We start from the raw sequence: 25356 nt of genomic DNA, 5'->3' as shown, positions 1-25356 counted from the left end.
AATGATATTTGAGGAGTTTAATGTTTCGTAAATTTCTATTAGAAAATGCTTATTGGATTGTCCCCGTTGCTTTAGTTCTTTATGCATTATTTTCCGTTCCGACTAATGATGGTTTTAATTCGGATTCGGCGCTTAAATTATTTCAAGCGAAAGGACTTTTAGAGACTTCCTATTCGGACCAAGAAGTATTTTACCTTGGGAAAAAATGGGATCCAGATTATCTAGCTCATCCTAACAGGAAATTTTTAATCTTAAGACCTGATGGTGGATATTGGGGACAGTATTCCATTGGTTTTGCGGCAGTTACTGCCCCAATTTTGTATTTGTTCGGGTCCGCAGCATTAGTGCCATTTTGTATATTAATATATCTTATATCTGTAGCCATATTTAAAATTATCTATCAGCCTGTACGATTTACGATCTTCTTCGCATTACTTTGTACTCCGTTATTTCTTTATTCTTTGGAATATAGTGAGAATACCTTATTTTTGCTGTTTGCAGGAATTGGCTTGTCATTATATTTTAAAAGCGCCAATTTAGAATGGGAGTTTTCGGAACGTCTTATTGGTGGCTTTTTTTTGGGAGCCACAGTTTGGTTCCGGTTAGAACCTTTCATCTTTATTCCGGTTCTTGGTTTTGCTATTTTAATAGCGGAATATAAAAGATTATTCAATATAGATTTTTGGAAAGGTAACGGAACTTTTGCATTAGGTATCATTCTTCCAATACTTGTTTTTATAATTTTTAATAAGTATGTGTACGATAGCTTTTTAGGTCCTCGTTTTGAAGTTAACAGTAGTGTAGCTTGGGATATATCCATTAAGTTAAAACAACTTTTTGTCCTAGCTTTTTTCGGGTATTGGAAGCTGGGATTTTTTGGGTATATGCCGATTTTATTATGGGTTATTTTTGATCGGACTTTTTCTAAAACTGCTCTGAGCCTACGCGAAAAGATTATTATTCTTTTATTAGTTATTTATATTCCTTTATTGAGTTTTTCTGTTAGCACGGAAGCCTTTGTGAGCTGGGGGCCGCGTTATTTGTCTTTATGTATTTTTCCAGGATTGTTCCTTCTGGATGATTGGTATCGGATAAAATCAGAAAAAGGATTCTCTAAAATAAATATAGCAGTTTTAGCAATATTCGTTTCTTTTTCCGTTGCAGCTACCCTGAAAGGGTTGTCGATGATCCGAGCTTCGTACAAACAAATTAAGGTGATGTCTGGAGAGTTCGAAAAATATAATACCGATTATATTGTCACCGGGAGTGAGATTATTAGCGGACATTTCGGCCGTCTTTCACTTTCGATCCCTTGTTTTTACATCAAAACTTTCCGAGATGGAGAAATAATTTCCGATAGATTGTTAAAAGAGAAAACAAATAAAAAGATCGGATTTGTTGTTTCTAAATATAAAACAAAAGATATCACGCAGGAAATGGATGGGGAGGAAGATATACTTTTCAAAATTCTGAAATATATAACTCCGCATGTAATTCAATACCCGGATATTACCAATAAAGAATCTGAACAATTACTCGATGCTTTTTCGAGAAAAAGCAAATTGCTTGAAAGTAAGGAAACTCGATTTTATACAATTTATATTTTTGCCACCGAGCAATAACGATGAATTATGAGCGGAAATCCTAAATTTGGGCCTGTCAAAAATTTAGGATATACGGCTTAATGCGGGCTTTTTGAATGATAATCTCCGTAAAAATCATTGGACTATATTCGATTATGAATTAGTCTGGTAGACACTAAATTTATCGAATGAAGTTAGTAATTAATATCCCTTGCTATAATGAGGAAAAAACTCTTTCTACGGTTTTGGCCGAAATCCCGAAAAAGATTTCCGGTATCAAAACTATAGAAATTCAAATCGTAGACGACGGTTCTACTGATCGCACCTCTGAGATTGCAGCAGCCCACGGTTGTAAAATTATTTCCCACAAAAAGAACTTAGGATTGGGTAGAGCTTTCAAGTCCGGAGTAGAAGCTGCCCTGGAAAGTGGTGCGGACATTTTCGTAAATACTGACGCAGACAACCAATACCCTTCTTCATATATTCCGGATTTAATCACTCCAGTCATGACCGGTTCAGCGGACATTGCTATTGGGAACAGAGTGCCTTGGAAGGTGGAATATTTTTCTCCTTTAAAAAAGATACTTCAATGGTTCGGAAATTTAGTCGTACGAAATTTGATCGGTACTGATATTCCGGACACTGTTTCCGGATTTAGAGCGTACTCAAGAGAAAGTCTCTTAAGACTAAATGTTACTACTAAGTTTTCCTATGTTTTAGATACGATTGTGCAAGCGGTTAAAATGGATTTGGCTGTTTCTTCTATTCCGATCCCTACAAATCCTCCGACTAGAAAGTCCAGACTATTTAAAAACATTTTTCAACATATGTGGAAGTCCGGAACTTCTTTAGTAAGGTTATTAATTATTTATAGGCCGTTTCACTTTTTTGGAGTTTTGGCTATTGCTACTTTTATTCCTGCATTAGCGATTGCGATCCGCTTTCTGATCTTTTTCTTTTTAGGGATTGGAAAAGGGCATGTACAATCTTTATTGTTTGCCGTAGTTTTAGTAATCATTTCAGGATTATTTTTGGTTTCGGGGATTCTGGCTTTTCTGATAGGAATGAATCGGAAATTGAGCGAAGAGATTTTGTATTACGAAAAGAAGAGATTTTTTTCTGGGAATTACTTTACTGGCACTCTAAGCCCTTCTAAAGTGCGAAAGTCTCGCCAGTAATCGGTTATGTCGAATGTTAAGAATGTTTCTCTATTGGGGCCTATTGCTCCCTATCGAGGTGGGATAGCTCAATATACAACTTTCCTAAAAGGTTCTCTTTCAAAGATTTGTAATCTACAAACTATTTCATTCAAAAGGCAATATCCTAAGTTTCTTTATCCGGGAGAAAGTGACGTTGATCCTTTTGCAATCGGCAGAGATCCTGAAGTAAATTATCTACTCGACGCTTTGAATCCTTTCAGTCTGATTAAAGTTGCCAATAGTATCATTAAAAGTAATGCGGATTTAGTTATTCTTACTTGGTGGACTTTATTTTGGGCTCCGGGATTTGCCTTTATCGCTTTTCTGCTTCGCAGAAAAAAGATCCCAGTTATATTTCTTTGTCATAACCTATCTGATCATGGATCTAAAGGATTAAAAAAAAAGGTCGTTGAGTTCTTATTATCTAGCGCGGATGGTTATATAGTTCATTCCGGAGAACATAAGGATTTTTTAAAGTCTCAATATCCTAAAAAACCTGTATTAAAAATTCATATTCCTGCGTATGATGAATTCCCTGAGCCTAAAGGTTTATTAAAGAAAAGAGGAAGGTTAGAACTCTTATTTTTCGGTTTTATTCGACCGTATAAAGGTTTAGATATTTTATTCCATGCCCTTGCCAAATTAAATGATCAGGAAGTCTACTTGACGGTTGCAGGGGAGACTTGGGAGAATAAAGAAATTATTTATGATCTAGTTAAAAGTTTAGATCTTAAAAATGTGGAACTTCATCTTTCCTATACGAAAGAAGAAGAACTTGCCGAGTATTTTTATAGATCGGATGCTGCCGTTCTTCCTTATCGTTCAGCATCTGGAACTGCTGTTGGCGCGGTCGCTTACCGATATGATTGTCCGATTATTGCTACTCGCGTAGGCGGACTTATCGATATTATAACGGATGGAGAGACTGGATATTTAGTTGAACCTAATTCTGCAGAGGGAATTGCAGAAAAACTTAAGGTAATATCCAGAAAAGAACTTGCTGGGATGAAAAGTGCGATCCGCGATTTCAAAAAGGAACTTACGTGGGAACATGTGGCAAAGAAAATTTTGGGATTTGAATGGAGAAAATAGGATAGCCGCCGAAGAGAAAAAATCAAATCCTTTTGATACTCGAGTTATAAATCGGTATTGATTTCATTTTGCAGAAGTTCGAATTAAACCTGACTACCTTATACTGTCATTATGGGAAACAATTTAAGCTTAAGTAAGCTAACTCTAATATATGGAGTTGCGAATATTTTTTCAAAAGGGTTAACTTTTGTAATATTCTTTGTTTTTACTTTCTTTTTGAAAAAGGAAGAAATAGGAGTTTTTGATCTTATTCTGACCAGTTCTACCTTGCTGGTCCCATTGATCTCCTTACAACTTTACGATGGAATTCTTAGATGGTGTTTGAATGAGGACCATGCCTCTCGTGAAGTTTCAAAAGTAATTTCCGGCGCAACGATAGCGGTATCCTTGAATGTTCTCATTTTTTCCGTAGCTTACTGGATCATAGCTCTTATAATTGAAATTCCATTTAGCTCGCTTATTTATTTATTTTTAATATGCCAAGTCTTCTACACTATTGTTTTACAATTTGCCAGATCTAGATCTTTAAATTTTGTTTATGCTTTGTCGGGAGTCATCTATTCCGGAGTGTTTACTATAGGAGCTTTAATCGTAATTTCGGTTTCCGATCTCGGATTAAAGGGTATTATTTTTGCTAATTTACTCTCATCCTTCTTAACATTATTATATCTCATATATAAAACTCAATTCATCTCTTATTTCAGCTTTGCTACATTCGACCTGTCTCTATTGAGATCTATGCTGCGTTATACGATACCGTTGATCCCAAATCAAGTGAGTTGGTGGGCGATTTCCGAATCAAATAGGTATATGATATTATATTATCTCGGGATTGCTGCAAATGGTTTGTTTGCAATTGCAATGAAGTTCCCGAATATTTTGCTGATCTTGCATCTGATCTTCAATCAGGCATGGCAGGAGAAAGTAATTCGTTTATATGGAACAGAGGGCAGTAGGGCGTATTTTGACAATGTAATTGAGAAATATCTAAAATTGTTATTAGGCTTAACAGCCCTCGCGATCGGATTTTCAAAACCTTTATTACCGTTTATCGTAAACCAAAGTTATTTTGAGGTGGGGCAATATTTACCTCTCTTTTATTTTGCAGTTTGTTTTCAGGCATTGGGGAGTTTTTACGGAGGAGGATATCTAGCTGCGAAAAAAACGACAGATGCATTCTATACGACGGTAATCGCTGCTCTAGTAAATATAACTCTAAATTTGATCTTAATCCCATATTTAGGCTTGTTAGGTTGCGCGATCTCGTTACTGGCGGGAAATATAGTTTTATTCGTTGCTCGCTATTTCCATTCTAGATCTTTTTTTGAAATAACCTTCCCGATCAAAAGTTTATTAGTCAATTTAGCGTTTATCATTTTATTTGGAATTTGCTCTGTTTCAAATGAGATTTGGGTCTTGGTAGTAAATGCAATTGGATCTGCTGTATATTTCACATATTTGAATAAAAAGATGATCCATAGTGGCATTCGATTTGGATTAGATCAGTTTAAAAGAATGAGACAAAATTGATCAACATTTGGAGATTGTTTTAACGCCAATGTCAGCTTTTATTAATAGTATGATGAGATTTGCTTTAAGTTACTTAATTGGATCAGGAGTTTAGAGAAATGCGTATCGGTATTATGACCTTTTGGGAATCTAAGCATAATTACGGCCAACTTTTGCAGGCTTATGCTATGCAAAAGGTGCTAAAAAAATTGGGACACACACCTTTTATTATTAGGTTTAAGCGGATTTCACCGCTTGGAGCTAGAAAGCTTGGTGCTTTGATCCATATTATAATAAGAGCTCTAAAGCATCCTTTGCAAGGTTATCGTAGATTCATTGAGGAATCTTTTGATCCGCGGAGATTTAATGAATTTAGAAGTAAATATCTTAACTTTAGCGAGGGAGTATATAATTCGATCGAAGCGTTGAACGAAGCTCCACCGAACGCCGATGCGTATATCGTTGGATCAGATCAGGTTTGGAGTCCTATTTTTTCAGTGTCTTTTATACCTTATTTGCTTGGTTTTGCTCCTAAAGGAACGAAGAGAATTGCTTATGCTGCAAGTTTCGGAACTTCTAAGTTGGATATAGAGACTTCAAATGTGTTCAAAAGATATATACCAGAATTTAATGCTATCGGCGTACGAGAAAAATCTGGAATGGATATAGGGATATCGCTAGGACGTAACGATTTTTCGGTAGTGCCCGATCCAACAATATTATTATCTCCTGATGAGTGGCGCAGTTTCTATAGGGAAGAAAAAGAGAATTCTTCGGATAACTTCTCTGTATTTCTTTATACTTTGTCCGACAGTTTGTTATTAGATAGAAAAAAGATTTTTAAATTTGTGAAGTCGATTGGTCGATATCGTCATGTTTCCGCGAATGGGGATTATAGTAGTCCTCATTTTTTAACTATTCCACAATGGCTGTCATCAATAGACCGATCAGATTGCGTAATAACTAATTCATTTCATTGTACCGTCTTTAGCCTGCTTTTGAATAAAGAATTTTTTGTAATACCTAATGCAGGAAAATTAGAAGGAATGAATGATCGATTATATAGTCTCTTGGAAAAGGTGCAGCTACAAGATAGATTTTTATTCGAGTTTGATACAGCAAAAATAAACCAACTCCGACAAACTAAAATTGAATGGGATAAAGTTAACAATATTCTTAAAAGCTGGCGAGAGGAAGGAACGGATTTTCTTCTAAAACATCTTGGAAAATCGTAATGATTGAATTAATTTCTCCAAAAAATTCTTTAGGTATTACTAGATACTGCCAAACCTTTGAACTGATCTTTAATTCTAGAGGTATAAACGTAAAGTTTTTACAAAAGCCTTCCAGTTCGCATTCATTTGCGCACTTTCATATAGGGAATAGCGGACGAGAAGTTTTGATGTCTGCTTTGGAACATAAGACTAGGGCAATAGCCACTATGCATGATGTAGTGCCTAGAAATCCAATATTACGTTTTTTTATTGGAAGATTACAGTTATTTTTATTACGGAATCATCAGCTCGTTGTTCATTCGGAATATGCTAAGGCGTTGGCGCGAAAGAAAGGTTACGCTAAATCTATTGAAGTTGTGCCAATGGGGCCGCTTCCACTATATCACGATCCGATAAAGGTCGAAAATAATATCCCCCTTAATATAAAGCCGAATTCAGAAATTGGCGAGGATGGGAATAGAATAACTCTTCGCATATGCCAGCCTGGCGTCGCTAAAAAGGCTAAAGCATTGCCAGAGTTAATAATTGCCGCGTCGAAGTTTCCTCAAATCACCCTAGTGATTGCAGGAGAGATAAAAGACCAGACAACACAAGATTTAATTCGAAAATATAAAGAACTAAAGTTGATTCAACTTGGATATTGCAGTGATGAAGTATTAAATCAAGAAATCCAAAAATCGGACTATGTAACCTGTTTTCGTACTAGCTCAGTTGGAGAAACAAATGCTCCATTAGTCCTTTCACATTATTTAGGGACTCCTGTCACCGGCTGGTCAGTTGGGTCCATTCCTGAATACTCATTGCCGGGCGATCAGATATTTCCAGAAGGAACTTCGATCGAGGAAATATTGAAGATCCTTTTACGCAAGGATTCCGCACTTCAGGCTAAACCGACCCTGCTTCGCGATAGGGTTCTTAAGTATTGGGATATTACGTTTGAAAAATACAAAGAAATATACTCCCGACTAGGCTGGCTATAACCGTTGTTTGAGGAAGAAAAAGTTAATAAAAATCAAATTTTTAAACTTTAAAAATGTTTGTAAGAAGTATTATAGAGTTTTAAGAATACTCACCAATGGATAAAATATCGAATCAGGAATTGTTCTTTTTTATATTCAGAGGCCTTTTTGAGGCATCTTGTATAATATTTATTTTATGGTTATTTTTTATAAAACTTAAGATGTTGGAGCACTTTAAGTATATAGGTAAATCTTCTTATATTTTGTATTTAGCATTTATCTTGCTTTGGGGTTCCGCTCAAATATTAGATCGATTACAATACTCTTTTCCGCAAAAAGTCAGTTTTTATCCTTTGGTGAGATTTGCAATGTTTCAACACGGACGATCTGGAGAAATAGCGGAAAGTTATTCTTGGTTTGTTCGTTTGCCTGATGGCAAGGTAGAAAGTTTCAACCCCGCAAATACTTTTACTGCTATTGGTTTCCCTTCATTATCCACAAGAATGGATGTATTAAGAAGAGGCCTGGAATCAAAGAATGAAATCGTAAGATCCCAGAGTATCAAAGAGGCAAACTTATGGGCGAAGTCCGTAAGAACTTATTACGATAAAAAATATCAGAAAAAAATTAACGGTTTAATCTTTTACAAAACCATATTGGAAGGCGAAAACAATCTTTCAAAATCTGAAATTTATACGGCGGACTTTGAATGAACAGAATGTTACTCCACAATGATGCAAACGCGAATACATTGGGTTTTGCCCGAATCCTTGTTTTCTCAATAGTATTCCTGTATGTTTTTTTTGATAGAACCTTGTCCTTATCATATTTAGAGCCTGCTCTTTTTTATCCTCAGGGAATATTTAGACTAATCCCCCCGGATTATTGGATAGGTATCAATAATCCTGGATTTCTGCTTGGGTTTAAGGTTATATTATTGTTTTTTTTAATCCGAGCAATTTTAGGAACAGATAAAATTTCTTTATATGGTTCTTGTATCGGTTTTGCAATTTTTCTTGGAATCGAAAAAGGATTTGGTGGTCATGTTGACCATAGAGAGCTTGTTTTTGTTTATATTATGTTTTCCATTGCTCTGACACCTTGCCTAGATGCCTTAAGTCGTTATAAAGGCAATATCGATAAAAATAGAGACCAAAAAGTATATCAAGCTTCTATGCTAATGATTCTATCTATTCCAATTTTGGAATATGTATATATAGCGATTGCTAGATTAGCGATCGGGTTTCCGGAAGTTTTTCATCCAGATGTGATGAAAAGATGGATTATCGTTAATGGAATTATGCGTCCAGGAAGATTTCCTGAATTAGGTTTGGCACAATATTATCTAAGTCAAAGTTGGTTGAATTGGACATTATATTTTTCTCTAGCTTTTTCAACTGTGCTAGAGATTTTAGCATTAGCTCTACCATTTTTGAGGGTCTGGCCAAAACGAATTATGCTTATGCTACTTATAGGTTTTCATATTAGTATTTATCTATTGATGAATATTGTTTTCGTAGAGAATGTGGCGATACTTCTATTGTTTTTCAATTATACTTCAGTGCTTGGGTATTTTTTATCAAAAATCCGAAATATTAAGCTAATTAACTTTTGAATAATAAGTTATCTACAGTAGAAATTTACAGTTATTATCTTTGTTTACAAGGATTTCCGATTCGATAATGAATGCGGAGATTTTTGTGTATGTATTCTGAATTAGGTTGGATCCTTGTTTGAAACATAATGAATTAGTAAAATATCGCCCCGATATAGACGGTCTTCGCGCAGTAGCTGTTCTGTCCGTGGTAATCTTTCATGCGTTTCCTTCTCTAATAACTGGCGGCTTTGTTGGGGTTGATGTTTTTTTCGTTATTTCCGGTTACCTTATCTCAAGCATACTTTTCAAAAATTTAGAAAAAGGGACATTTAGCTTTTTTGATTTTTATTCGCGAAGGATACGTCGCATTTTTCCTGCATTAATCGTTGTTCTCTTCTTCTGCTTGACCACCGGCTATTTTATTCTTCTAGGTGAAGAATACAAACAATTGGGCCGACATGCGGTTGCTGGTAGTTTATTTTTCTCTAATATTGCTCTTTTGAAAGAATTTGCAGATTATTTCGATGCAGCTGCTGAGCTGAAGCCATTACTGCATCTTTGGTCTTTGGGAATAGAGGAGCAGTTTTATATTTTTTGGCCTCTAACTCTATATTTAGCCTGGAGATTTGGTCTTAACCTATTTCTTGTTACACTTCTTACCGCCATTGTTTCTTTTGTTTGGAATATTGCTGAATTCCGGGCAAATCCAGTTTATAGTTTTTATCTACCAAATACTCGGGTTTGGGAATTATTATTAGGGGCGGTCTTAGCCTGGTTGCAAATCTTTAAGGTCGAAACTATCGGGGATTTGTTGCCAGAGTATTTTAGGAAATTTGAATTTTCAAATTATAAGATTTCTGCTTCCGTTCTGAAAGAAAAAAAGGCGCAGGATTTGCTTTCTCTTGTCGGATTCGCTTTGATTCTTGTTGCTGTTCTTTTTTATAATAAGGAAACGTCCTTTCCGCGATTTGCAGCATTGCTACCTGTTGTTGGAGCTATACTTATCATAGTTTCGGGTCCGCATGCAATCGTTAATAAAAAGATTCTTAGCCTTAAGCCAGTGGTTTTCATTGGGTTAATTAGTTTTCCTTTATATTTATGGCATTGGCCTTTATTGTCTTTTGCTACGATTGTAGAATCTGGAACCCCTGCTCAAGAGTGGAGAATTATTGCGGTATTCTTGGCTTTTTTGTTGTCTGTTTCGACATGGCATTTTTTAGAAAAGAATCTTCGATTTAAAGAAGGAAAACCCATATTAGGATTATTGATTGGTCTCGTAATTATAATCGTATTACTCGGACAAGATATTTATAAGAGAAATGGTTGGGAATGGAGAATAAAAGAATATAAGCAGAACGCTCAAATTTTTGAAGGTTGGCAGATTGATGACCCGGCTTGTGTTCAAAAGTTTAAATCTAAATTCGGAGACAATATTAGATATTGTTTAATCGGTTCAGTGGATCGTGATCCTGATGCAATTTTAATGGGAGATAGCCATGCAAATTCGTTAGCTTACGGTTTAATCCGAAAGTTTTCCGAACAAGGATCCAACTTGTTGCATATGGGAACAGGAGGATGCCCTCCGTTTTTCGGGATGATTGGAAATGAAAAATGGCCTTGCGAGAAAGAAAACAAAGCTCTGGAGATTTTGGAAAAAGACCCGAGGATTAAGACTGTTCTTATGAATAGCTCGGGGCCAAGATATGTAAACCTAACAAATTATGAGGATAAGACTCCGCTTAGAGGAATTAAATATCAATATAGGCCTGATATTTTGGATCCGAAGAAAGCATTCCAACAAGCATTTTATGATTCAGTAAGAAGATTTACCAAGGCAGGCAAGGATGTCGTTTACATAGCGGATTTTCCCGAGCTAGATTTCGATCCGAAAAAATGCGTTCCATTAAGGCCGTTTAGCTTGGAATCGGTTGACGCGGAATATGTTTGCAGAGTATCTCGAAAAGATTTCGACGATAGAAATAAAGAATATCATGAAATTATAAAATCTATCCAGAGGGATTTTCCTAAAATGAAAGTATGGAATGCCTGGGAGAATTTTTGCGATCAAATTTATTGTTATGCAGTGAGAGATAATAAGTTATTATATCGCGACAGCCATCATATCTCCTTGGAAGGTTCTTACTGGTTAGGAGAAAAATACGATCCGAAATAAGAATTGAGGATTTGCAGATTAGCTCGGGCTTTTTAGTTTGAGCTGATCTTTCTTATCTTCTAAAACGCTTTCTCCGCTCCGTTTCCCACATAATTCCAATGCCCCATCTTACGATCCTGTCTTGGATCGGACTTGCCATAAAGATGTAAGGTATATCTTTCATCTGCAAGATACTTTGCCCAAAGAGCGGAATCAGGAAGATAATCTTGTCCTAATATATTCTTCATGGAAGAAGTTTGAGAAGAAATTTCAGAAGGAAAAGGAAGTCCGGTGAGACATCTCAATTGTAGTTGGAATTGAGAAATATTTGCTCCGTTCTGAGAGAAATGACCTGAGTTATGTGGTCTTGGGGCAAATTCGTTTAGAACGATCTTATCACCTTTAATAAAGAATTCCAGCCCGAATACTCCTACATAATCGATTCCTTCGGCGAGAGTTTTGGCGGATTCTGTCATTTGCTTTCTGATAGAATCGGAAAAATTCCCGGGATGAATGGTTAGGTCTAAGATATGATTTTTGTGAATATTTTCAGAAGGTGAATAACAAAGTATATTTCCCTTTTGATCTCTTGCTAAGATCACAGAACCTTCTTTATCGAATTCATACCATTCTTCTAAGATCAGATCAAGCGGTTCTTGTCCGAGTGAACCGACCCATGCTCTGAATTCTTCTTTGGTTTTGAATTTAGTTTGTCCTTTCCCGTCATAACCAAAAGAAGAAGTTTTTAATACTGCAGGGAACTTGGATGTCTCCCCTGCCTTTGTTGCTTCTGCCTTATTAGTGATCGGATAGAAGGGAACGGTAGGAAGTCCTAATTTAGAAAATAATGTTTTTTCTCTGATCCTATGCTGTGCGATCCTGATACATTCCGGACTTGGAAAAACCGGAAGAGAATTCTTTTTAGAATATTCGGAGATAAGATTCAGTTCAGCTCCCGGTATATTCTCAAACTCGAATGTAAGTGCATCGATCGACTTTAAAAATGTTTGAAGTGAATTTTCATCTTCGTAAGGAGCAACTGTTTCAAAAGCCCCTACCAAAGAAGCAGGACTATTTCTTTCAGGAGAATAAACGGATACCTGATATCCCATTCGGATCGCTTCTTGGGCGAACATTCTTCCGAGTTGCCCAGATCCCATCACTCCAAGCTTTGCAGGAGGAACTAGAATTTTTGTCATATTAGATCTTTGTTTTTGGACAATGCTTCTTCTCTAATATCGTTTCTGTATTGTTCCAATTTTTGAGATAAAGTTTCGTCATGTAGGGACAATATTCTCGCAGCAAGCAGTCCTGCATTCTTTGCTCCCGCAGTTCCGATCGCAAGTGTTCCGACTGGAACTCCACCTGGCATCTGTACTATCGAGAGCAAACTGTCCATTCCGGATAGCGCCTTACTTTGGACTGGTACTCCAAGCACGGGTAATGTGGTAAGAGAAGCCACCATCCCAGGAAGATGTGCAGCGCCACCCGCACCCGCAATGATGATCTCAAAACCTTTGGATCTTGCAGATTTAGAAAATTCGAATAATAACTCTGGAGAACGATGTGCGGATACAATTTCAGTATGAGATTCTATCCCCAACTGTTTTAGGATGATAACCGCTTCTTTCATGGTCTCCCAATCAGAACTACTTCCCATTATAATAGCGACTTTCGTTTTCACACTTGCAAATTCCTTTAAGATCAATCTCTAGGCAAGTCCGAAAACATTTAAGAGCTATTGGTCCTAGAATTTAATTCCTCTACTGCTCTTTCTAATCTCATCCCTCTGGAAGCCTTTGCTAATAGGTAAGAGCCGGAAGGCACTTCTTTGCGGATTGTATTGACTAAGTTTTTGAGTCCTTCTTCATCGCCTGGAAAGGAAAAGGATAGAAGTCCCTGATCCGCTTTTTTCCGGAAACTTTTCAGTGCATGAGAAGATTCTGTTCCGAATAGAAAGATCCCTTTGCAATTCTTTAGACTAGCTGCAAAACTTCCGATCTCAGTATGGAATTTGCGGGAATAATTTCCGACTTCTTTCATGTCTCCTAATACTGCGTAAAATCCTTCGTCTCCTGCTATTTGAGAACATGCTTCTAATGAAGACAACATCGATTCTCTGTTTGCGTTATAGGTATCGTTTAGAATTTTATAATTTCCTATTTGGAAATCTAAGCGTTTATCGCCGGATCTGAAGTTTTGGATCCCATTCTGGATCCAATCTGTAGGAGTTCCTAATTCTTCCAAAACCGAAACACATAATGCTAAATTTTCTAGAAGTTTGATCCCGGGAAGGCTCCAGTCCAAAGAATAATTTAAGAAGGAGATCTTAAATCCTTCTCGATTGGTCTCCAAGATCTCTAATCTTCTTTTTAGAGGGACCGATTTAAATTTGATCGCATAACGTAAACATCTTCGTTTTAGAAAATTCTTATATTCTCCGGTTTCAGGGTAGAATAATACCCCACCTTTACTCATTCCTTCCAAGACTTCCGCTTTTGCTTTTGCGATCCCTTTTCTGGAACCTAATAATTCTATATGTGCTGTTCCAATTGTAGTGATGAGAGAATAATCCGGTTTTGCCATTTTGGTGAGCCTGGAAATTTCTCCTGCATGGTTCATTCCCATCTCGCATACAACATATCTAGTCTTGGAATTAATTTTAAATAATGTGAATGGAACCCCGATCTCATTATTATAGTTTTTTTCAGTGACTAACAAACCTTCTTCCAATGGAGAAAGACAAGAGGATAGGATCTCCTTTGTAGTTGTCTTTCCGCTGGAACCTGTGACTGCAATTAAGATAGGATTGAATCTGGATCTATGGAATGTGGCAAGCTTGCCGAGCGCAAGTAATGTGTCTTTGACCTGGATCGCTTTTGATCTTTGTTCCGAGGAAAGAGTTACTAAGATAGGATGATCCTTCTCGCATAAAAAATAAGAGGCTCCTTTTTCCAAGGCGTCCAAGATAAATTCATGCCCGTCTCTATTTCCTCTTAATGGTACGAATAAGGTCCCAGGTTCCGCCATTCCGGACGCTGTGCTGATGTTTGTGATCTCCGATTCTTTTTGAAACGAGAAGTCGGATGGACTTTGTAGTACCCTTCTTACGGTTTCCGGATCGTATTGGAATGGGGCTTTCATCAGACCCAATATCTTCCTACCTAAAATACTCGCAGTCTATTTTTAAAAATTCCTCTTGCAAGCTCTCGGTTCCGGTTTTCAAGTATGCGGGATGCGGAAAACCAAGGTTGTTTTAATCGGTTTGGGAAGGATCGCTTCTTCTTTGGAAAAAGATCCGTATCGGTCCAAGCCATGCACTCATTCCGGAGTTCTATTCTCTCCTTGGGGTAAAAGGAATTTTGAGTTTCTGGGAGGTATCGATCCTAATCCGGATAAAAGGGAGAAGTTTTGTAGGCAGTGGAAACTTTCCGACCAGTTGACCTTCTCCGATCCTGATCATTTACCTTCTAAATATAAACCTGATCTTGCAATCATCGCGAGCCCTTCCGAATCTCATTATAGAAATGCACTCGAATGGATTGACAGAGGTGTTAAAAATTTTCTGATCGAAAAGCCCGTTTGTGAAACTTTTTTACAAGCTAAGGATCTGGAAAAAATTTCCCGCAAGAAAGGGATCCGAATTTGGATCAATCACGAGAGAAGGTACCATCCTAAATATGCATGGGCTAAGCAGGTTTTGGACTCTCAAAAATACGGACCAATTCGTACAATCCGTGCTTCCGTTTTGACTTCTGCCTTGGCCCCTGGCAGGGCTTTTCAAGGAAGGACCGGGCCGTTATTCCATGATGGAACTCATGCAGTTGATTTGATCTATTGGTTTTTGGGTAAACCGGATCGGATCCGATCTTCTTTGACTAGGAGAAAGGGGATCCCAATTGAGGATCGAGCTCTCGCATTTTTGGAATATAAGTCTGGGCAAGCGGTGTTCCTGGAAGCGGGGGGTGCGAGGAAGTATTTCCAATTCGAGATGGATATTATGACCGAAGAGGCCCGTATCCTTCTGTCCAATGACGGTATGAGACTTTTCGTCTCCAAACCTTCTAAGAAATACAAGGGATTTAATAGTTTGACGGAAGTCTCATTTCCCGAAAAATCATTCCTCGGATCGAACCCGTTTATGAACCTTTATGCGGAGATACGCAATGTTCTTACGGGAAAGTCGGAAAGAATGACCGGGGACATCGGAGAAAATCTAAGCATTATGGAACTTTTACATAAGATCAAAACCGGCGCCGAAATTAGAACGGTTACTGAAATCTAATCGTATGCAGGCAAGTTCCCAATCTACAAATTCAAATCAATTGCCATCTTATTCTGCGAGAGGAAGATACTATAGAGGTAGCTTCTTTCTTTGGAAAAAAATATTCGGTCTATTCTGGTATTATAAATTTGTAAGGTTATTCCTTACTTCAAAATCAAGGGAAGAAAGAGAATTAGAATTTTATAAATCGTTAGGTTTAGAGTGCAGAGATTTCTTCCTGAAAATGGGGGGAGTGTATGTGAAACTTGGCCAATATTTCGCATCACTTTCACATTTATTCCCTGAAAGTTTTACTGAACCATTGCAGGACCTGCAAGATAGAGTTCCTCCTCATCCTTTTTCCGAAATTAAAGAAAGATTTAAGAAAGAATTCGGGAAAGAGATCGCAGAAGTATTCCCCGATATTTCAGAAGCACCGTTGGCTTCCGCATCCATCGCTCAAGTTCATTCCGCCACTTTTAAAGGAGAAAAAGTAGCGGTTAAAATTTTATATCCAGGTATCGAAGAGATCATCGAAAAAGATCTGAAAGCTGTTCGTAAATTCCTAAAAAGGATCAATCGATTCTTGGTTACATTCGATTTCAAAATTGTTCATAAGGAAATTGCGAAGTTAGTAGGGAGAGAAACGGATCTTCGTTTAGAAGCGGAATCGATGGATCGAATGGCCAGATATTTTGCGGAAGAGCCTGATTATGTTTTTCCTAAACTAATTCCCGAATGGAGCGGCAAAAGTGTTTTAACCGCTCAATTTATAGAAGGGAAACGAATTACTCAAGCCGGTATATTAAAAAAAGGGCAAGCAAAGTCCAGACCTGTGGATCTTTTGATCAGAGCTTATATTCTTATGATATTTGAATATAGATTTTATCATGCGGATCCTCATCCGGGGAATATGATCTATACTCCGGATGAAAAACTTTGTTTTATAGATTTCGGAGCAGTAGGGGAAATTCCTCCCAGCCAAGCAATCGCTCTTAGGAAGATCATTCTCTGCGCAATGACAAAGGATTATCCTGCTCTAGTTGAGGCTCTCGACGAGTTAGGACTCGTTTCTAAAAAAGCGGACAGAGAGAAGTTGGAAGAAGTGGTCCGCTATTCCATGGAAAAACTTTCTAAGTTTTTATCCGATACGGATTCATTTAAGAATATTAAGTTCGAGCAGATCCATACTCCGGAAGATCTTAAGTTTTTAAAAGAGATCAATTCAAGTCTTCGCGGACTTCTCAGAATGATCCAATTGCCCACTGCTCTTGTTCCGTTGGAAAGAGTTCTTGGTCTACTCGTCGGAATTACTGCAAGCTTGGATCCATATCGTACGGTTTTGGATTATGGTGAAAAACCTTTTAAGGGATTGGTCTTCCAAGGAGAGAACCAATGGCAGAAGGTTTTGGTCCAGGAAGGCGGTATTTGGGGCCAGGCAGTTTCTCTTCCTGGAGAATTATTACAGGCGGTTAAAAATTTAAACCGTGGCAAGCAGGCCTATAAACTTCCGGATCTAGAACAACATACTAAGAAAATGTATTCTTTGGGCCATCAGATCATCAGCACTGCATTTATACTTTTTGGTATCCATTATGGAACCGATAGATTGGATAAAGGGATCGAAACTCAAGCAATGGTGGCTTACGGCGTATCTGTTTTCTTCGGAATCCTCCTTGCTCTATCCGTTATCAAAAATAAATTCAGCTCTAAAAGGAATCGTCAGTGAAATATTTTGAAAAGAAGTTCTTAGAGGTATATCCCCCTATCTTCATTATCAGTGTGATTGTTGGAACAGTTATAGATCTGGTTACCAAATACATCGCAATACTATACCTAAGACCTCATAACCCTATCGAATTGATGGGAGATTTTTTCCGTTTAACCCTGACTTTCAATACCGGTTTTGTGATGGGTCTATTTCAAGGATTTCCAAGAACCTCTTTGTCTCTGACCGCAGTAGCGATCTTAGTGTTAATCGCATATCGTTGGAAAAATTCTGACCTGGGTCATCCCGCAGGTTGGGCACTTGTAATGTCAGGTGCATTCGGAAATTTTATAGATAAGTTCTTTGTGAAAATTATCGGGATCGGAGCCGAGTTTGGATTCGTAGAAAATCGTTACGAAGGAAGATTTATCGGAGTGGTGGACTTCCTGGATTTCGATTGGCCGAACTGGCTATTGATCGATAGATGGCCAGCATTCAATTTCGCTGACTCCTGCGTGAGTGTAGGATTGGTAATCCTGATCCTTACTATGAAAATCGAAGAGGATAAGAAGTAGTTTTGAATTTCCTACAACTCCCCATCTGGAAAAAGATAATTAAGAAAAAAGGGACCTCCAACCCTGAGATCATGCGTTTTCTTCGAGAAACTTCCGTATTCGGAAAGTTAAAAAGAAGAACATTACATGAGATCGCAAGACTTGTGCACGTTAGGCAATATTCTGAGGGAGAGGAAATTTTCAGACAGGGAGAAGCGGGAGCAGGATTTTATATGATCTTTGATGGCAAGGTTGCGATCCGTTCCGTAAGAGACGGGGTTGAATTGGACTTAGCTCATCTGGACCAACATTCATTCTTCGGAGAACTTTCCTTATTCTCTGAAGAGAGAAGGACGGCAACTGCGATTGCACAAGAGCCTTCCACCTTACTCGGATTTTTCCAACCTGATTTAAAAGAAATTATAGAGACCAAACCTAAGATAGGGATTGAGATCCTTTTAAGTCTTACCGGAGTTGTGGTAGAAAGACTTCAGAAAACCAATCAGTTATTGGAAAAAGCATACTATAAAGGCAAACAAAAAAATGCCTGAACACCATAGTGCAAGACCGCTTTCCACGTATGTAATCCGATTTATATTTTTCTTTTTAGTCGGAGCGGCCATCGTATTTTTTACAATAGGTCTGCAACTTCTTATAGTACCGATCGCTCTTTCCTTAATTCTATTTTATATATTTAACGGAACTATAAACTACTTCGAAACATTGGGAGTGCCCAGGATTGTTTCCGTTGCGATACTAATTTTCTTACTCTGCCTTCCTATCTATCTAATCGCGACAGAAGTTGCACCTCCTATCGTTTCTACTTTGCAGCCAATTATCAAGAGTTGGAAACAAGACATGGACGATGCAAAGTTTAAATATCTGGTAGTTGGTTTCCAGCTTAGGTTTAACGATTATCCTGCAAGTTGGGAAGATACAATTCGACCTGACGAATTGGTAAAACAAGCTGCCGAGTTCATCCACGCTCAAGTAAGCGCTCTAGTTTCAGTTATTCCTACATTGATAGGATATTTGGTGGTCACACCATTGTTTGCATTCTTATTTTTATTAAACGGGAACGGAGTTTATAAGAATATAATAAGTCTTGTTCCGAATCGATATTTTGAAATGACCTTAATGGTGGCGTCAAAGATCAACGAACAGATAACCAATTATTTGAGAAGTTTGGTGATCCAAAGTGCGATTATCACTGTGATATCTATGATCGGCTTCTATGTGATCGGCTTAAAATTCTTTTATATTTTCGCTTTATTCGCCGGGATTGCAAATTCCATTCCGTATTTAGGGCCGATCATCGGAATGGTTCCTCCGTTATTTATGACTTTGACCCAAGGTGCCGGGATTTTTAATCCGAATGGCATTAACGACGGTATGGGAATGTACGAATTGATGGTAGCGATCCTTGTTGTGGTCTTAATTGCACAAGCGGTGGATAACTTTTTTGTTCAACCTGTTATCATCTCGGATGCGGTTTCCCTACATCCAGTTATTGTAGTAGGCGCTGTCACCGTGGGAGGAAGTTTACTTGGGATAGCGGGTATGCTTGTTGCGGTTCCTCTCGCTGCTATCCTGAAAGTGACAATTGCTTCTCTTTATCGGTCCATGAAAGATCATAAGCTGCTTTGAACAAAGCAGCTTAGTGTCTTCTTCTTTTACTCTGCTCCAATTCCTAGATAAACCCTGACTTTTTCGGACTCGAATTTTGCACTAGCATTTTCATCCGGAAACAGTTTAGAAAAAATGAATGCAGAAATAAATGCTAAAGACATGGAAACGATCGCAGGATTTTTTAAAGGGAAAATCGCCTGGTCGAATTTAAAAACATCCACCCAAACAGTAGGACTAAATATTATAAACAAAGTGGCAGATACCGAGCCGATCAAAATGGAGAATACCCCGCCTAATGTGCTAAAATTTCTCCAGAGAATGGATAAGAATAAAGCGGGAAAATTCCCACTGGCAGCGATTGCAAATGCTAATCCAACCATAAAGGCCACGTTCTGATCTTTGAATAGGATTCCCAAAAGAATACTTACAATACTAAATACAACGGTCGCCTTTTTCGCGACAGAGACTTGTTTATCTTCGGTTGCTTTACCTTCTGTAAATACATTGAAGTAAAGATCATGAGAAATGGTAGAAGCAGCTGCTAATGTCAGACCTGCAACCACCGCAAGAATAGTAGCGAATGCAACAGCTGCGATAAATCCTAAGAAAGGTGTTCCTCCGAGAAGTTCGGCTAAAAGTGCCGCCGCCATATTTCCACCCTTATCAATTCCTGCGATCTGTTCTCTTCCGATGAGGACAGCTGCGGCAAAACCTACGATTGGAATGATGATATAAAAATATCCGATGAAAGTGGTAGCATAAGCCACCGATTTTCTGGCTTCTTTTGCATCAGGCACAGTATAAAATCTCATTAGAATATGAGGTAAACCTAATAGACCGAACATTAAGGCAAGTCCTAAGGAAATAGAATCGATCGGGCTGGAAGCAAATCCTCCCGGCTCTAAAGCTGTTCTGCCAAATTTGGTCTCAACAGCGGAGAATAAGTTCTCCAAGCTAAAACCGAACTGTGCCATTGATAGGATTACAAGTAATGTAACTCCGAAAAGAAGAAGGCAGGCTTTGATGATCTGCACCCAAGTAGTTGCGATCATTCCACCAAATAAAACGTATAGGAGCATAACTCCGCCTACGATGACAACCGCTAACTCGTAAGGAAGACCGAACATCAAATTGATCAATTTTCCTGAACCAACGATTTGAGCGATAGAGTAGGTAATTGTTACTAAAATCCCACCGATAGAAGCGACTATTCGGATAGGCTTTTGTTTTAAACGAAAAGCTAATACGTCTGCAAAAGTATATTTTCCTAGATTACGCAAAGGTTCTGCAAGAAGGAACATGAGTGCCGGCCAACCTACGAGCCAACCGACGGCATAAATAATTCCATCATAACCTTTTAAAGCTACCATTCCTGAAATTCCCAGGAAGGAAGCGGCAGACATGAAGTCTCCCGAAAGAGCTAAACCGTTTTGGAAACCTGTAATGGATCTTCCTGCTGCATAAAATTCACTGGAAGTTTTGGTCTTTTTAGCGGCCCAATAAGTAATCCCTAATGTAAGAACTACGAATACTAGGAAGAATAGAACGGAGATAAAGTTCGGTTGACCTAAGGAGGATTCCATTATCTATTCTCCGATTCTAATTTGGATTTTAATACTTCTACTTCTTGATCGTAATATCGATTGGCCCAGAATACATATATAAATGTAAGTAGCCAAGAGAATAAGATCACGGATGCACCTGCATACAATCCGTAGTTACCGAAATTACCCAGTTTTTGAGTGACCCATTCCTTTTTTAAGGCGATGATTAGTATAAAACCATAATAGTTCAGGAATAGGAAAAACAATAAAACGAAACTAACTGTCCATCGAGTACGAACTAATTTTTTAAACTCGATGGATTCGATCAATTGATGAGCTTTTATCTTCATGTGAAGTCCTTGGAACGGCAGAGAGAATAGAATTATGCCTCCGGTTGGCAAGGATAAAAAGACTTTTAGAAATAAAACTAATCCGACTCTTTGTCACAAAGTCGGCTATCGATCGATCTGATTAAAATAAACCGTTGATACCGTTTATATTAACTGTTTTGATAATTTCTTTTTCTTGTTCGGTTTCCGCCACTTTCCAAGTGACTCCTGTTGGAGTGGAAAGTAAACTTCTTCCTATCCTCTTTTTACCGAAAGGAATGCCATATCCGGAACTACGTACCAAAAACATTCCGTACTGAGAGGAAAGATCCGCGTAATTTTTTAGATCTTGGGAATAGTTCGTACCGTTATCCGAAACAGAATCTAAATGAAATGCTAAATTAATCCTATCGGATTTTAATTTTTCCAACTTAGATTTATCCTGGATCTCTTTGCCTGCAAAGATCCCAAAACGAAATCCTCCTAGGATCAGAGAATCTTCTCCCGAACCTGGGATTGCCGGAGAATCTTCGGAAGATAATCCTTTTACATCGTACCAATCAACTAATACTATATTTTGCACAATTGGAATGGAGAATCTTAATTTACCCTCATCGTCTCTACGAAACATTCCTCCGCCAAAGATCGCACCTTTATAAACTTCCGAGATCGCGAAGATCTCATCTAAAAAAGTTTTAGCGCGGGAAGCCAATGATTCCGGAGAACCATTTCCTCCTCCTGGGAAATATAATGGTAGGATGAGGAAGTCCGATTTTTCCTTAGAAAGTTTGGTTCTTTGTTCAGGAGAAACGGGTTGGGATAGATCCTTTTGGAAAAGGGTAATTTTTACTGAGGTCACTCTTTACCTGCGACTTTGAATTTAATCGGAAAGTATGGAAGGGTCCACACCGAAACTATCGTCTTCTCCGTCGCCGGACTCGCCACCAGGACTTAAAATTTCCGCTTCAGGAGCAGCGCTTGCAGCCTTGATACCGAATTCTTTTTCCATCTCTTCTGCTGAAAGTTCAGGAACTCCGCCGAAAAGATCTCCGTTTTCCAAACGTTCAGAAAACGCCAGAGCATAACAATAAGATTCCATAATACACTGCTTTATAGGTTTCTTATTCAATCTCTTTTTGGATTCCATCAGATCGAAAGTCATTAAAGTTTCCATATTGGTCACGATCTCTTTTTTGCCTTTCATATCCGCGATCAATTTGGAAAGAAGTTCCGCTCCCTTCTGAAAAAAGTCCTTAGCGGTAACTCTTACGTTACGCGATTGTTGACTTCTTTTGGTCTCCAGGGCAGAAGTTTTTTTGGAAGCCTCAATATAATTTGCGCCAGGATTTTTGAGATGGTTTTCCAGTTCTTTATAATACTGGTCGTAGATCCTGAATTGTTCATGGATCCCTCTTGTTGTCTCATAAAGATCGATCAGTTTTTCCCGGTAATCCATTTTGGATCCGCCCACGATCGTAGGTTTTAGATCAATCTTCTTGGTAGTCATTACGAAGGAATATTCTTCGTCGAACTCCCTGAAAAATAACCAGGTTAAGAATGCCTTGTCGCCTGCTGGAATGATATCGTGTTCTCCTCTGGCATCATGACGTTTTCTTAATTGATCCAAAGGTAAGGATCTCATTAGTTTTAGGCCGTATTTTAGCTCTTTACTAAGGCCTTCTTCCGGATCTACGGGTTTTTCTTCCGGAGCTTCTTCGGTATCTTCCTCTTCAGGATGAACTCCGCCGGAGATTTCGTCTAACTCTTCTCCTTGTTTTCTTTGGCCGAGTTTTTCTTCTGGAAGAATTCCGAGAACATTCTCCATATAAGTGCTTAAAAGTGGGATATTTTTGTCCTCACTTCTAAGAATTGCAAGATAGAGCTTATCAAAAATAGTCCCGTATAGAACGTCGAATTCCTGAAGGGCTCTTTTTCTTTTAGTATTATAAACTGTGGCAGGTTTACCTTCTAATTTTTCCAAAGACTGGTAGCCCAAAGTCACCGCTTTCACGTAAGAACCTTGGAATGGATACATATAATACAGTTTTTTGAATATAGAATAGAGAGGTTGTCTCACTCTAGAGACGGACACTGGGAGATCCGGAGCCGCGTTATGCCCTTCTAAAAGCTGGTTTAACTCCGTACTATCATAGGCTTTGTGCATTCTGCCAAGAAGTTCTATATAGAGAGGATTTTGTCCGTCTAGTTCCTTAGCGATCTTAGAAGCGTAAGCGGGGTTTCCTAATAGGTCGTTACCCACAAAGTTCATTTCTAAAAGAGCTTTTTTTCCGGCGATATTCAGCTCGGACATAAAAGCAGGAAGAAGGTCACTGGAAGAAAATGACGTTACGCGGGAGATCCAACATTTGAATCGGACCGCCATACGATTGAAAAAATTTCCCATCTCATCTTCTAATGCCTTACGATCCATAATTGGATTCGGTTTAGAAGGTACCTGTTTTACGGAAGATCTTCCTGATTGAGAAGATTGGTTTTGTCTTGGGTCTCTTCCTCCGGCTTGGCTTCTTGCACCTTGACGGACTTGGGGTTGCTCTTTCTGTTTGCGAAGAGCTTCATCCCTTTTTTTATCCTTATCAGAGACTACTTTTCCGCCGGCGGACTGGAACTTGTCGAACATTTCCCGCCTGGCTTTATCATCTAGGTTATTGGCACCGATACTTTTTCTTGTTTTATCGAATTCGGACATGGACTGGATTCCTTGGAAACCGCTCTGATTGTATCTTGGCTTTCTGGCGAAATAAATCAACAAAGATACTTATTTCTTGACATACTCTGAATTCCTGGGCCTGTTATTTTCCCATGATTCTTAAAAGTCTCGCCCGAGAAAATCACCTGGTACTTTCGGTCCAGGAGGATATCTTGATGGATAATTCCCGGGACTTTTACCTGGAGTTCGAGGACAGCGTTCGGGAGGGATACCCCCCTGTAGTCAGCTTTCATTTGGGTCTCGTAAAGTTTATCGACTCTTCCGGGATAGGCATTATCATCAAAGTCAGAAATCAGATCCGGGACCATCAAGGAACTGTAAATATATTCGGGCTAAATAAGTCCCTACATTCCGTTTTTAGGCTTTCCGGTCTAGATAGAATTGTAAATCTGTACACCATCGAAGAATTTCTGGAGAAATACCCCGACTTTCGGGAATTTCTGACAGTAGAATGAACCGGAAACTCTTCTAAAAAGTTCCAACAAATAGATGAATCAATTCGGCAAGAGTCCTGTAATGAATTTTTCACTTTTAGATCTTATGAAGGGAAAAGCTCTCCGTACTTCCCTGATCCTTTTTTTAGCGTTTAGTTTCTCTGGATGTTATCCTTATTTTTTCAAGGACCGGATGTTCCGCTCCGAGGGGATGGGATTTTTCACGATCAGTATTTCAGATTTACCTGATTTTGATAAAACTTCCAAGAATGAAGATATTAAATTGGAACATCCGGTCCAATTGGATCAGGCCAAAATTAAAGACTATTTTGGAAATTTAAGATATTCTAAACGTTCTTCCGTAGGTTACTTTTCTGATTTCGTGTTTTCCGATCACGAATTGGATCTACTTGCAAGAGACCTTCCTTATACTCTAAAAAATCTTCCGGAAGACAAACTTCTTCTTATCATTTCTAAATACGATGACACACAATCAGTCATCTCTTTTGACGAGGTTACCAGCTGTGTCCTTTGGGCGGCAGAAGGTAAGATCAATCTTTTATTCGGACGAGTCAAACGTGAGCTTGTGGATAGAGATGCAGCCTTAGATTTTAGCCGTTGGACCAGGATTGAGAAGATCAGACTTGCTCATGGTTTTGACGGAACTGAGATCGCGGAAGGGGAGAATGTGGACTTCGGGCAGATAGATGGACTTCCATTGCGTAAATGGGTAGTGTTTGATTTGAAAAATCCGAGCAAATACAAGTTCACCCCAAGAAAGCAATATCAGCCTGTCAAGCTCACCGACGAAAACGATAGGCCCTGATCCGGAAAGGATTC

23 protein-coding genes are annotated in these 25356 nt (G+C 38.5%); 16 read left to right on the top strand and 7 right to left on the bottom strand.

The window, feature by feature from the left end:
- Nucleotides 1-20: 20 nt before the first annotated feature.
- The 9 genes from EHO65_RS00560 to EHO65_RS00520 all read left to right on the top strand — a co-directional run bounded on the left by EHO65_RS00560 (nt 21) and on the right by EHO65_RS00520 (nt 11347).
- Nucleotides 21-1622: an LA_3751/LA_3752 family putative glycosyltransferase gene (locus tag EHO65_RS00560; protein WP_425269311.1), complete on the top strand. Its 1602-nt coding sequence runs from the start codon at nt 21-23 to the stop codon at nt 1620-1622.
- Nucleotides 1623-1771: 149 nt separating this feature from the next.
- Entirely contained in the window at nt 1772-2761 is a 990-nt protein-coding gene (locus EHO65_RS00555) for a glycosyltransferase family 2 protein (RefSeq protein WP_135772310.1), read from the top strand.
- 6 nt (nt 2762-2767) lie between these two features.
- Complete coding sequence (locus EHO65_RS00550; protein ID WP_135772309.1) at nt 2768-3874, top strand: glycosyltransferase; 1107 nt, start codon at nt 2768-2770, stop codon at nt 3872-3874.
- A gap of 111 nt (nt 3875-3985) precedes the next feature.
- Nucleotides 3986-5404 (top strand): lipopolysaccharide biosynthesis protein, encoded by a 1419-nt coding sequence (locus tag EHO65_RS00545; RefSeq protein ID WP_135772308.1) that lies wholly within the window; start codon nt 3986-3988, stop codon nt 5402-5404.
- Nucleotides 5405-5502: 98 nt separating this feature from the next.
- On the top strand, nt 5503-6618 hold the full coding sequence (locus EHO65_RS00540) for a polysaccharide pyruvyl transferase family protein (RefSeq protein WP_135772307.1): 1116 nt from the start codon (nt 5503-5505) through the stop codon (nt 6616-6618).
- Nucleotides 6618-7598, top strand: a complete 981-nt coding sequence (locus EHO65_RS00535) for a glycosyltransferase family protein (protein ID WP_135772306.1) — start codon at nt 6618-6620, stop codon at nt 7596-7598. Before EHO65_RS00540 ends, EHO65_RS00535 begins: the two co-directional genes overlap by 1 nt.
- 95 nt (nt 7599-7693) lie before the next feature.
- A complete protein-coding gene (locus EHO65_RS00530; RefSeq protein WP_135772305.1) occupies nt 7694-8290 on the top strand; it encodes a hypothetical protein in 597 nt (198 codons plus the stop codon).
- Complete coding sequence (locus tag EHO65_RS00525; protein WP_135772304.1) at nt 8287-9192, top strand: hypothetical protein; 906 nt, start codon at nt 8287-8289, stop codon at nt 9190-9192. The genes EHO65_RS00530 and EHO65_RS00525 overlap by 4 nt, the downstream gene beginning before the upstream one ends.
- Before the next feature lie 118 nt (nt 9193-9310).
- Nucleotides 9311-11347, top strand: a complete 2037-nt coding sequence (locus EHO65_RS00520) for an acyltransferase family protein (protein WP_135772303.1) — start codon at nt 9311-9313, stop codon at nt 11345-11347.
- A 59-nt stretch (nt 11348-11406) separates the two neighbouring features.
- On the opposite strand, the gene EHO65_RS00515 is transcribed toward EHO65_RS00520, so the two are convergent.
- Genes EHO65_RS00515 through EHO65_RS00505 form a run of 3 tightly spaced genes read right to left on the bottom strand, consistent with a single transcriptional unit; the run spans nt 11407 to nt 14470 of the window.
- On the bottom strand, nt 11407-12525 hold the full coding sequence (locus EHO65_RS00515) for a 5-(carboxyamino)imidazole ribonucleotide synthase (RefSeq protein ID WP_135772302.1): 1119 nt from the start codon (nt 12523-12525) through the stop codon (nt 11407-11409).
- Nucleotides 12522-13010 (bottom strand): 5-(carboxyamino)imidazole ribonucleotide mutase, encoded by a 489-nt coding sequence (gene purE, locus EHO65_RS00510; RefSeq protein WP_135772301.1) that lies wholly within the window; start codon nt 13008-13010, stop codon nt 12522-12524. Before purE ends, EHO65_RS00515 begins: the two co-directional genes overlap by 4 nt.
- A gap of 47 nt (nt 13011-13057) precedes the next feature.
- Complete coding sequence (locus EHO65_RS00505; RefSeq protein WP_135772300.1) at nt 13058-14470, bottom strand: UDP-N-acetylmuramoyl-tripeptide--D-alanyl-D-alanine ligase; 1413 nt, start codon at nt 14468-14470, stop codon at nt 13058-13060.
- Between the two features lie 91 nt (nt 14471-14561).
- Here EHO65_RS00505 and EHO65_RS00500 point away from each other — a divergent pair, with 91 nt between their 5' ends.
- Genes EHO65_RS00500 through EHO65_RS00480 form a run of 5 tightly spaced genes read left to right on the top strand, consistent with a single transcriptional unit; the run spans nt 14562 to nt 19499 of the window.
- Entirely contained in the window at nt 14562-15611 is a 1050-nt protein-coding gene (locus EHO65_RS00500) for a Gfo/Idh/MocA family protein (RefSeq protein ID WP_135772299.1), read from the top strand.
- A gap of 4 nt (nt 15612-15615) precedes the next feature.
- Entirely contained in the window at nt 15616-17319 is a 1704-nt protein-coding gene (locus EHO65_RS00495; protein ID WP_135772298.1) for an ABC1 kinase family protein, read from the top strand.
- Complete coding sequence (locus EHO65_RS00490) at nt 17316-17873, top strand: lipoprotein signal peptidase (RefSeq protein ID WP_135629211.1); 558 nt, start codon at nt 17316-17318, stop codon at nt 17871-17873. The genes EHO65_RS00495 and EHO65_RS00490 overlap by 4 nt, the downstream gene beginning before the upstream one ends.
- Before the next feature lie 2 nt (nt 17874-17875).
- Entirely contained in the window at nt 17876-18403 is a 528-nt protein-coding gene (locus EHO65_RS00485; protein WP_135772297.1) for a cyclic nucleotide-binding domain-containing protein, read from the top strand.
- Nucleotides 18396-19499: an AI-2E family transporter gene (locus tag EHO65_RS00480; RefSeq protein ID WP_135772296.1), complete on the top strand. Its 1104-nt coding sequence runs from the start codon at nt 18396-18398 to the stop codon at nt 19497-19499. Before EHO65_RS00485 ends, EHO65_RS00480 begins: the two co-directional genes overlap by 8 nt.
- Nucleotides 19500-19525: 26 nt before the next feature.
- Here the strand turns inward: EHO65_RS00480 and EHO65_RS00475 are convergent, their stop codons facing one another.
- The 4 genes from EHO65_RS00475 to EHO65_RS00460 all read right to left on the bottom strand — a co-directional run bounded on the left by EHO65_RS00475 (nt 19526) and on the right by EHO65_RS00460 (nt 24061).
- The gene (locus tag EHO65_RS00475) at nt 19526-21064 is read right to left on the bottom strand and encodes a sodium:solute symporter family transporter (protein WP_135772295.1); all 1539 of its coding nucleotides are present in this window, start codon (nt 21062-21064) and stop codon (nt 19526-19528) included.
- A complete protein-coding gene (locus EHO65_RS00470) occupies nt 21064-21375 on the bottom strand; it encodes a DUF485 domain-containing protein (RefSeq protein WP_135772294.1) in 312 nt (103 codons plus the stop codon). The genes EHO65_RS00475 and EHO65_RS00470 overlap by 1 nt, the downstream gene beginning before the upstream one ends.
- 121 nt (nt 21376-21496) lie before the next feature.
- Nucleotides 21497-22213 carry an amidohydrolase gene (locus tag EHO65_RS00465; RefSeq protein ID WP_135772293.1) on the bottom strand — a complete coding sequence of 239 codons (717 nt, stop codon included), beginning with the start codon at nt 22211-22213 and terminating at the stop codon, nt 21497-21499.
- Nucleotides 22214-22234: 21 nt separating this feature from the next.
- On the bottom strand, nt 22235-24061 hold the full coding sequence (locus EHO65_RS00460; protein WP_135772292.1) for a hypothetical protein: 1827 nt from the start codon (nt 24059-24061) through the stop codon (nt 22235-22237).
- 113 nt (nt 24062-24174) lie between these two features.
- Between EHO65_RS00460 and EHO65_RS00455 the strand changes: the two genes are divergently transcribed.
- Together EHO65_RS00455 and EHO65_RS00450 are read left to right on the top strand one after the other, a co-directional pair.
- Nucleotides 24175-24537 carry an STAS domain-containing protein gene (locus tag EHO65_RS00455; RefSeq protein ID WP_100724141.1) on the top strand — a complete coding sequence of 121 codons (363 nt, stop codon included), beginning with the start codon at nt 24175-24177 and terminating at the stop codon, nt 24535-24537.
- 61 nt (nt 24538-24598) lie between these two features.
- A complete protein-coding gene (locus tag EHO65_RS00450) occupies nt 24599-25342 on the top strand; it encodes an LA_1326/LA_4305 family lipoprotein (RefSeq protein WP_135772291.1) in 744 nt (247 codons plus the stop codon).
- The last annotated feature ends 14 nt before the right edge of the window (nt 25343-25356 follow it).

Source organism: Leptospira andrefontaineae (assembly GCF_004770105.1).
GTDB lineage: Bacteria > Spirochaetota > Leptospiria > Leptospirales > Leptospiraceae > Leptospira_B > Leptospira_B andrefontaineae.
The sequence above is the reverse complement of the archived record's forward strand: the minus strand, read 5'-3'. Positions and strand labels throughout refer to the sequence as shown.

What these genes read in the sequence shown, in the direction of transcription:
- EHO65_RS00560 (WP_425269311.1), top strand. Translation starts at nt 21, where the DNA reads ATGTTTCGTAAATTTCTATTAGAAAATGCTTATTGGATTGTCCCCGTT.
- EHO65_RS00555 (WP_135772310.1), top strand. Translation starts at nt 1,772, where the DNA reads ATGAAGTTAGTAATTAATATCCCTTGCTATAATGAGGAAAAAACTCTT.
- EHO65_RS00550 (WP_135772309.1), top strand. Translation starts at nt 2,768, where the DNA reads ATGTCGAATGTTAAGAATGTTTCTCTATTGGGGCCTATTGCTCCCTAT.
- EHO65_RS00545 (WP_135772308.1), top strand. Translation starts at nt 3,986, where the DNA reads ATGGGAAACAATTTAAGCTTAAGTAAGCTAACTCTAATATATGGAGTT.
- EHO65_RS00540 (WP_135772307.1), top strand. Translation starts at nt 5,503, where the DNA reads ATGCGTATCGGTATTATGACCTTTTGGGAATCTAAGCATAATTACGGC.
- EHO65_RS00535 (WP_135772306.1), top strand. Translation starts at nt 6,618, where the DNA reads ATGATTGAATTAATTTCTCCAAAAAATTCTTTAGGTATTACTAGATAC.
- EHO65_RS00530 (WP_135772305.1), top strand. Translation starts at nt 7,694, where the DNA reads ATGGATAAAATATCGAATCAGGAATTGTTCTTTTTTATATTCAGAGGC.
- EHO65_RS00525 (WP_135772304.1), top strand. Translation starts at nt 8,287, where the DNA reads ATGAACAGAATGTTACTCCACAATGATGCAAACGCGAATACATTGGGT.
- EHO65_RS00515 (WP_135772302.1), bottom strand. Translation starts at nt 12,525, where the DNA reads ATGACAAAAATTCTAGTTCCTCCTGCAAAGCTTGGAGTGATGGGATCT.
- EHO65_RS00505 (WP_135772300.1), bottom strand. Translation starts at nt 14,470, where the DNA reads ATGAAAGCCCCATTCCAATACGATCCGGAAACCGTAAGAAGGGTACTA.
- EHO65_RS00500 (WP_135772299.1), top strand. Translation starts at nt 14,562, where the DNA reads ATGCGGAAAACCAAGGTTGTTTTAATCGGTTTGGGAAGGATCGCTTCT.
- EHO65_RS00495 (WP_135772298.1), top strand. Translation starts at nt 15,616, where the DNA reads ATGCAGGCAAGTTCCCAATCTACAAATTCAAATCAATTGCCATCTTAT.
- EHO65_RS00480 (WP_135772296.1), top strand. Translation starts at nt 18,396, where the DNA reads ATGCCTGAACACCATAGTGCAAGACCGCTTTCCACGTATGTAATCCGA.
- EHO65_RS00475 (WP_135772295.1), bottom strand. Translation starts at nt 21,064, where the DNA reads ATGGAATCCTCCTTAGGTCAACCGAACTTTATCTCCGTTCTATTCTTC.
- EHO65_RS00470 (WP_135772294.1), bottom strand. Translation starts at nt 21,375, where the DNA reads ATGAAGATAAAAGCTCATCAATTGATCGAATCCATCGAGTTTAAAAAA.
- EHO65_RS00460 (WP_135772292.1), bottom strand. Translation starts at nt 24,061, where the DNA reads ATGTCCGAATTCGATAAAACAAGAAAAAGTATCGGTGCCAATAACCTA.
- EHO65_RS00455 (WP_100724141.1), top strand. Translation starts at nt 24,175, where the DNA reads ATGATTCTTAAAAGTCTCGCCCGAGAAAATCACCTGGTACTTTCGGTC.
- EHO65_RS00450 (WP_135772291.1), top strand. Translation starts at nt 24,599, where the DNA reads ATGAATTTTTCACTTTTAGATCTTATGAAGGGAAAAGCTCTCCGTACT.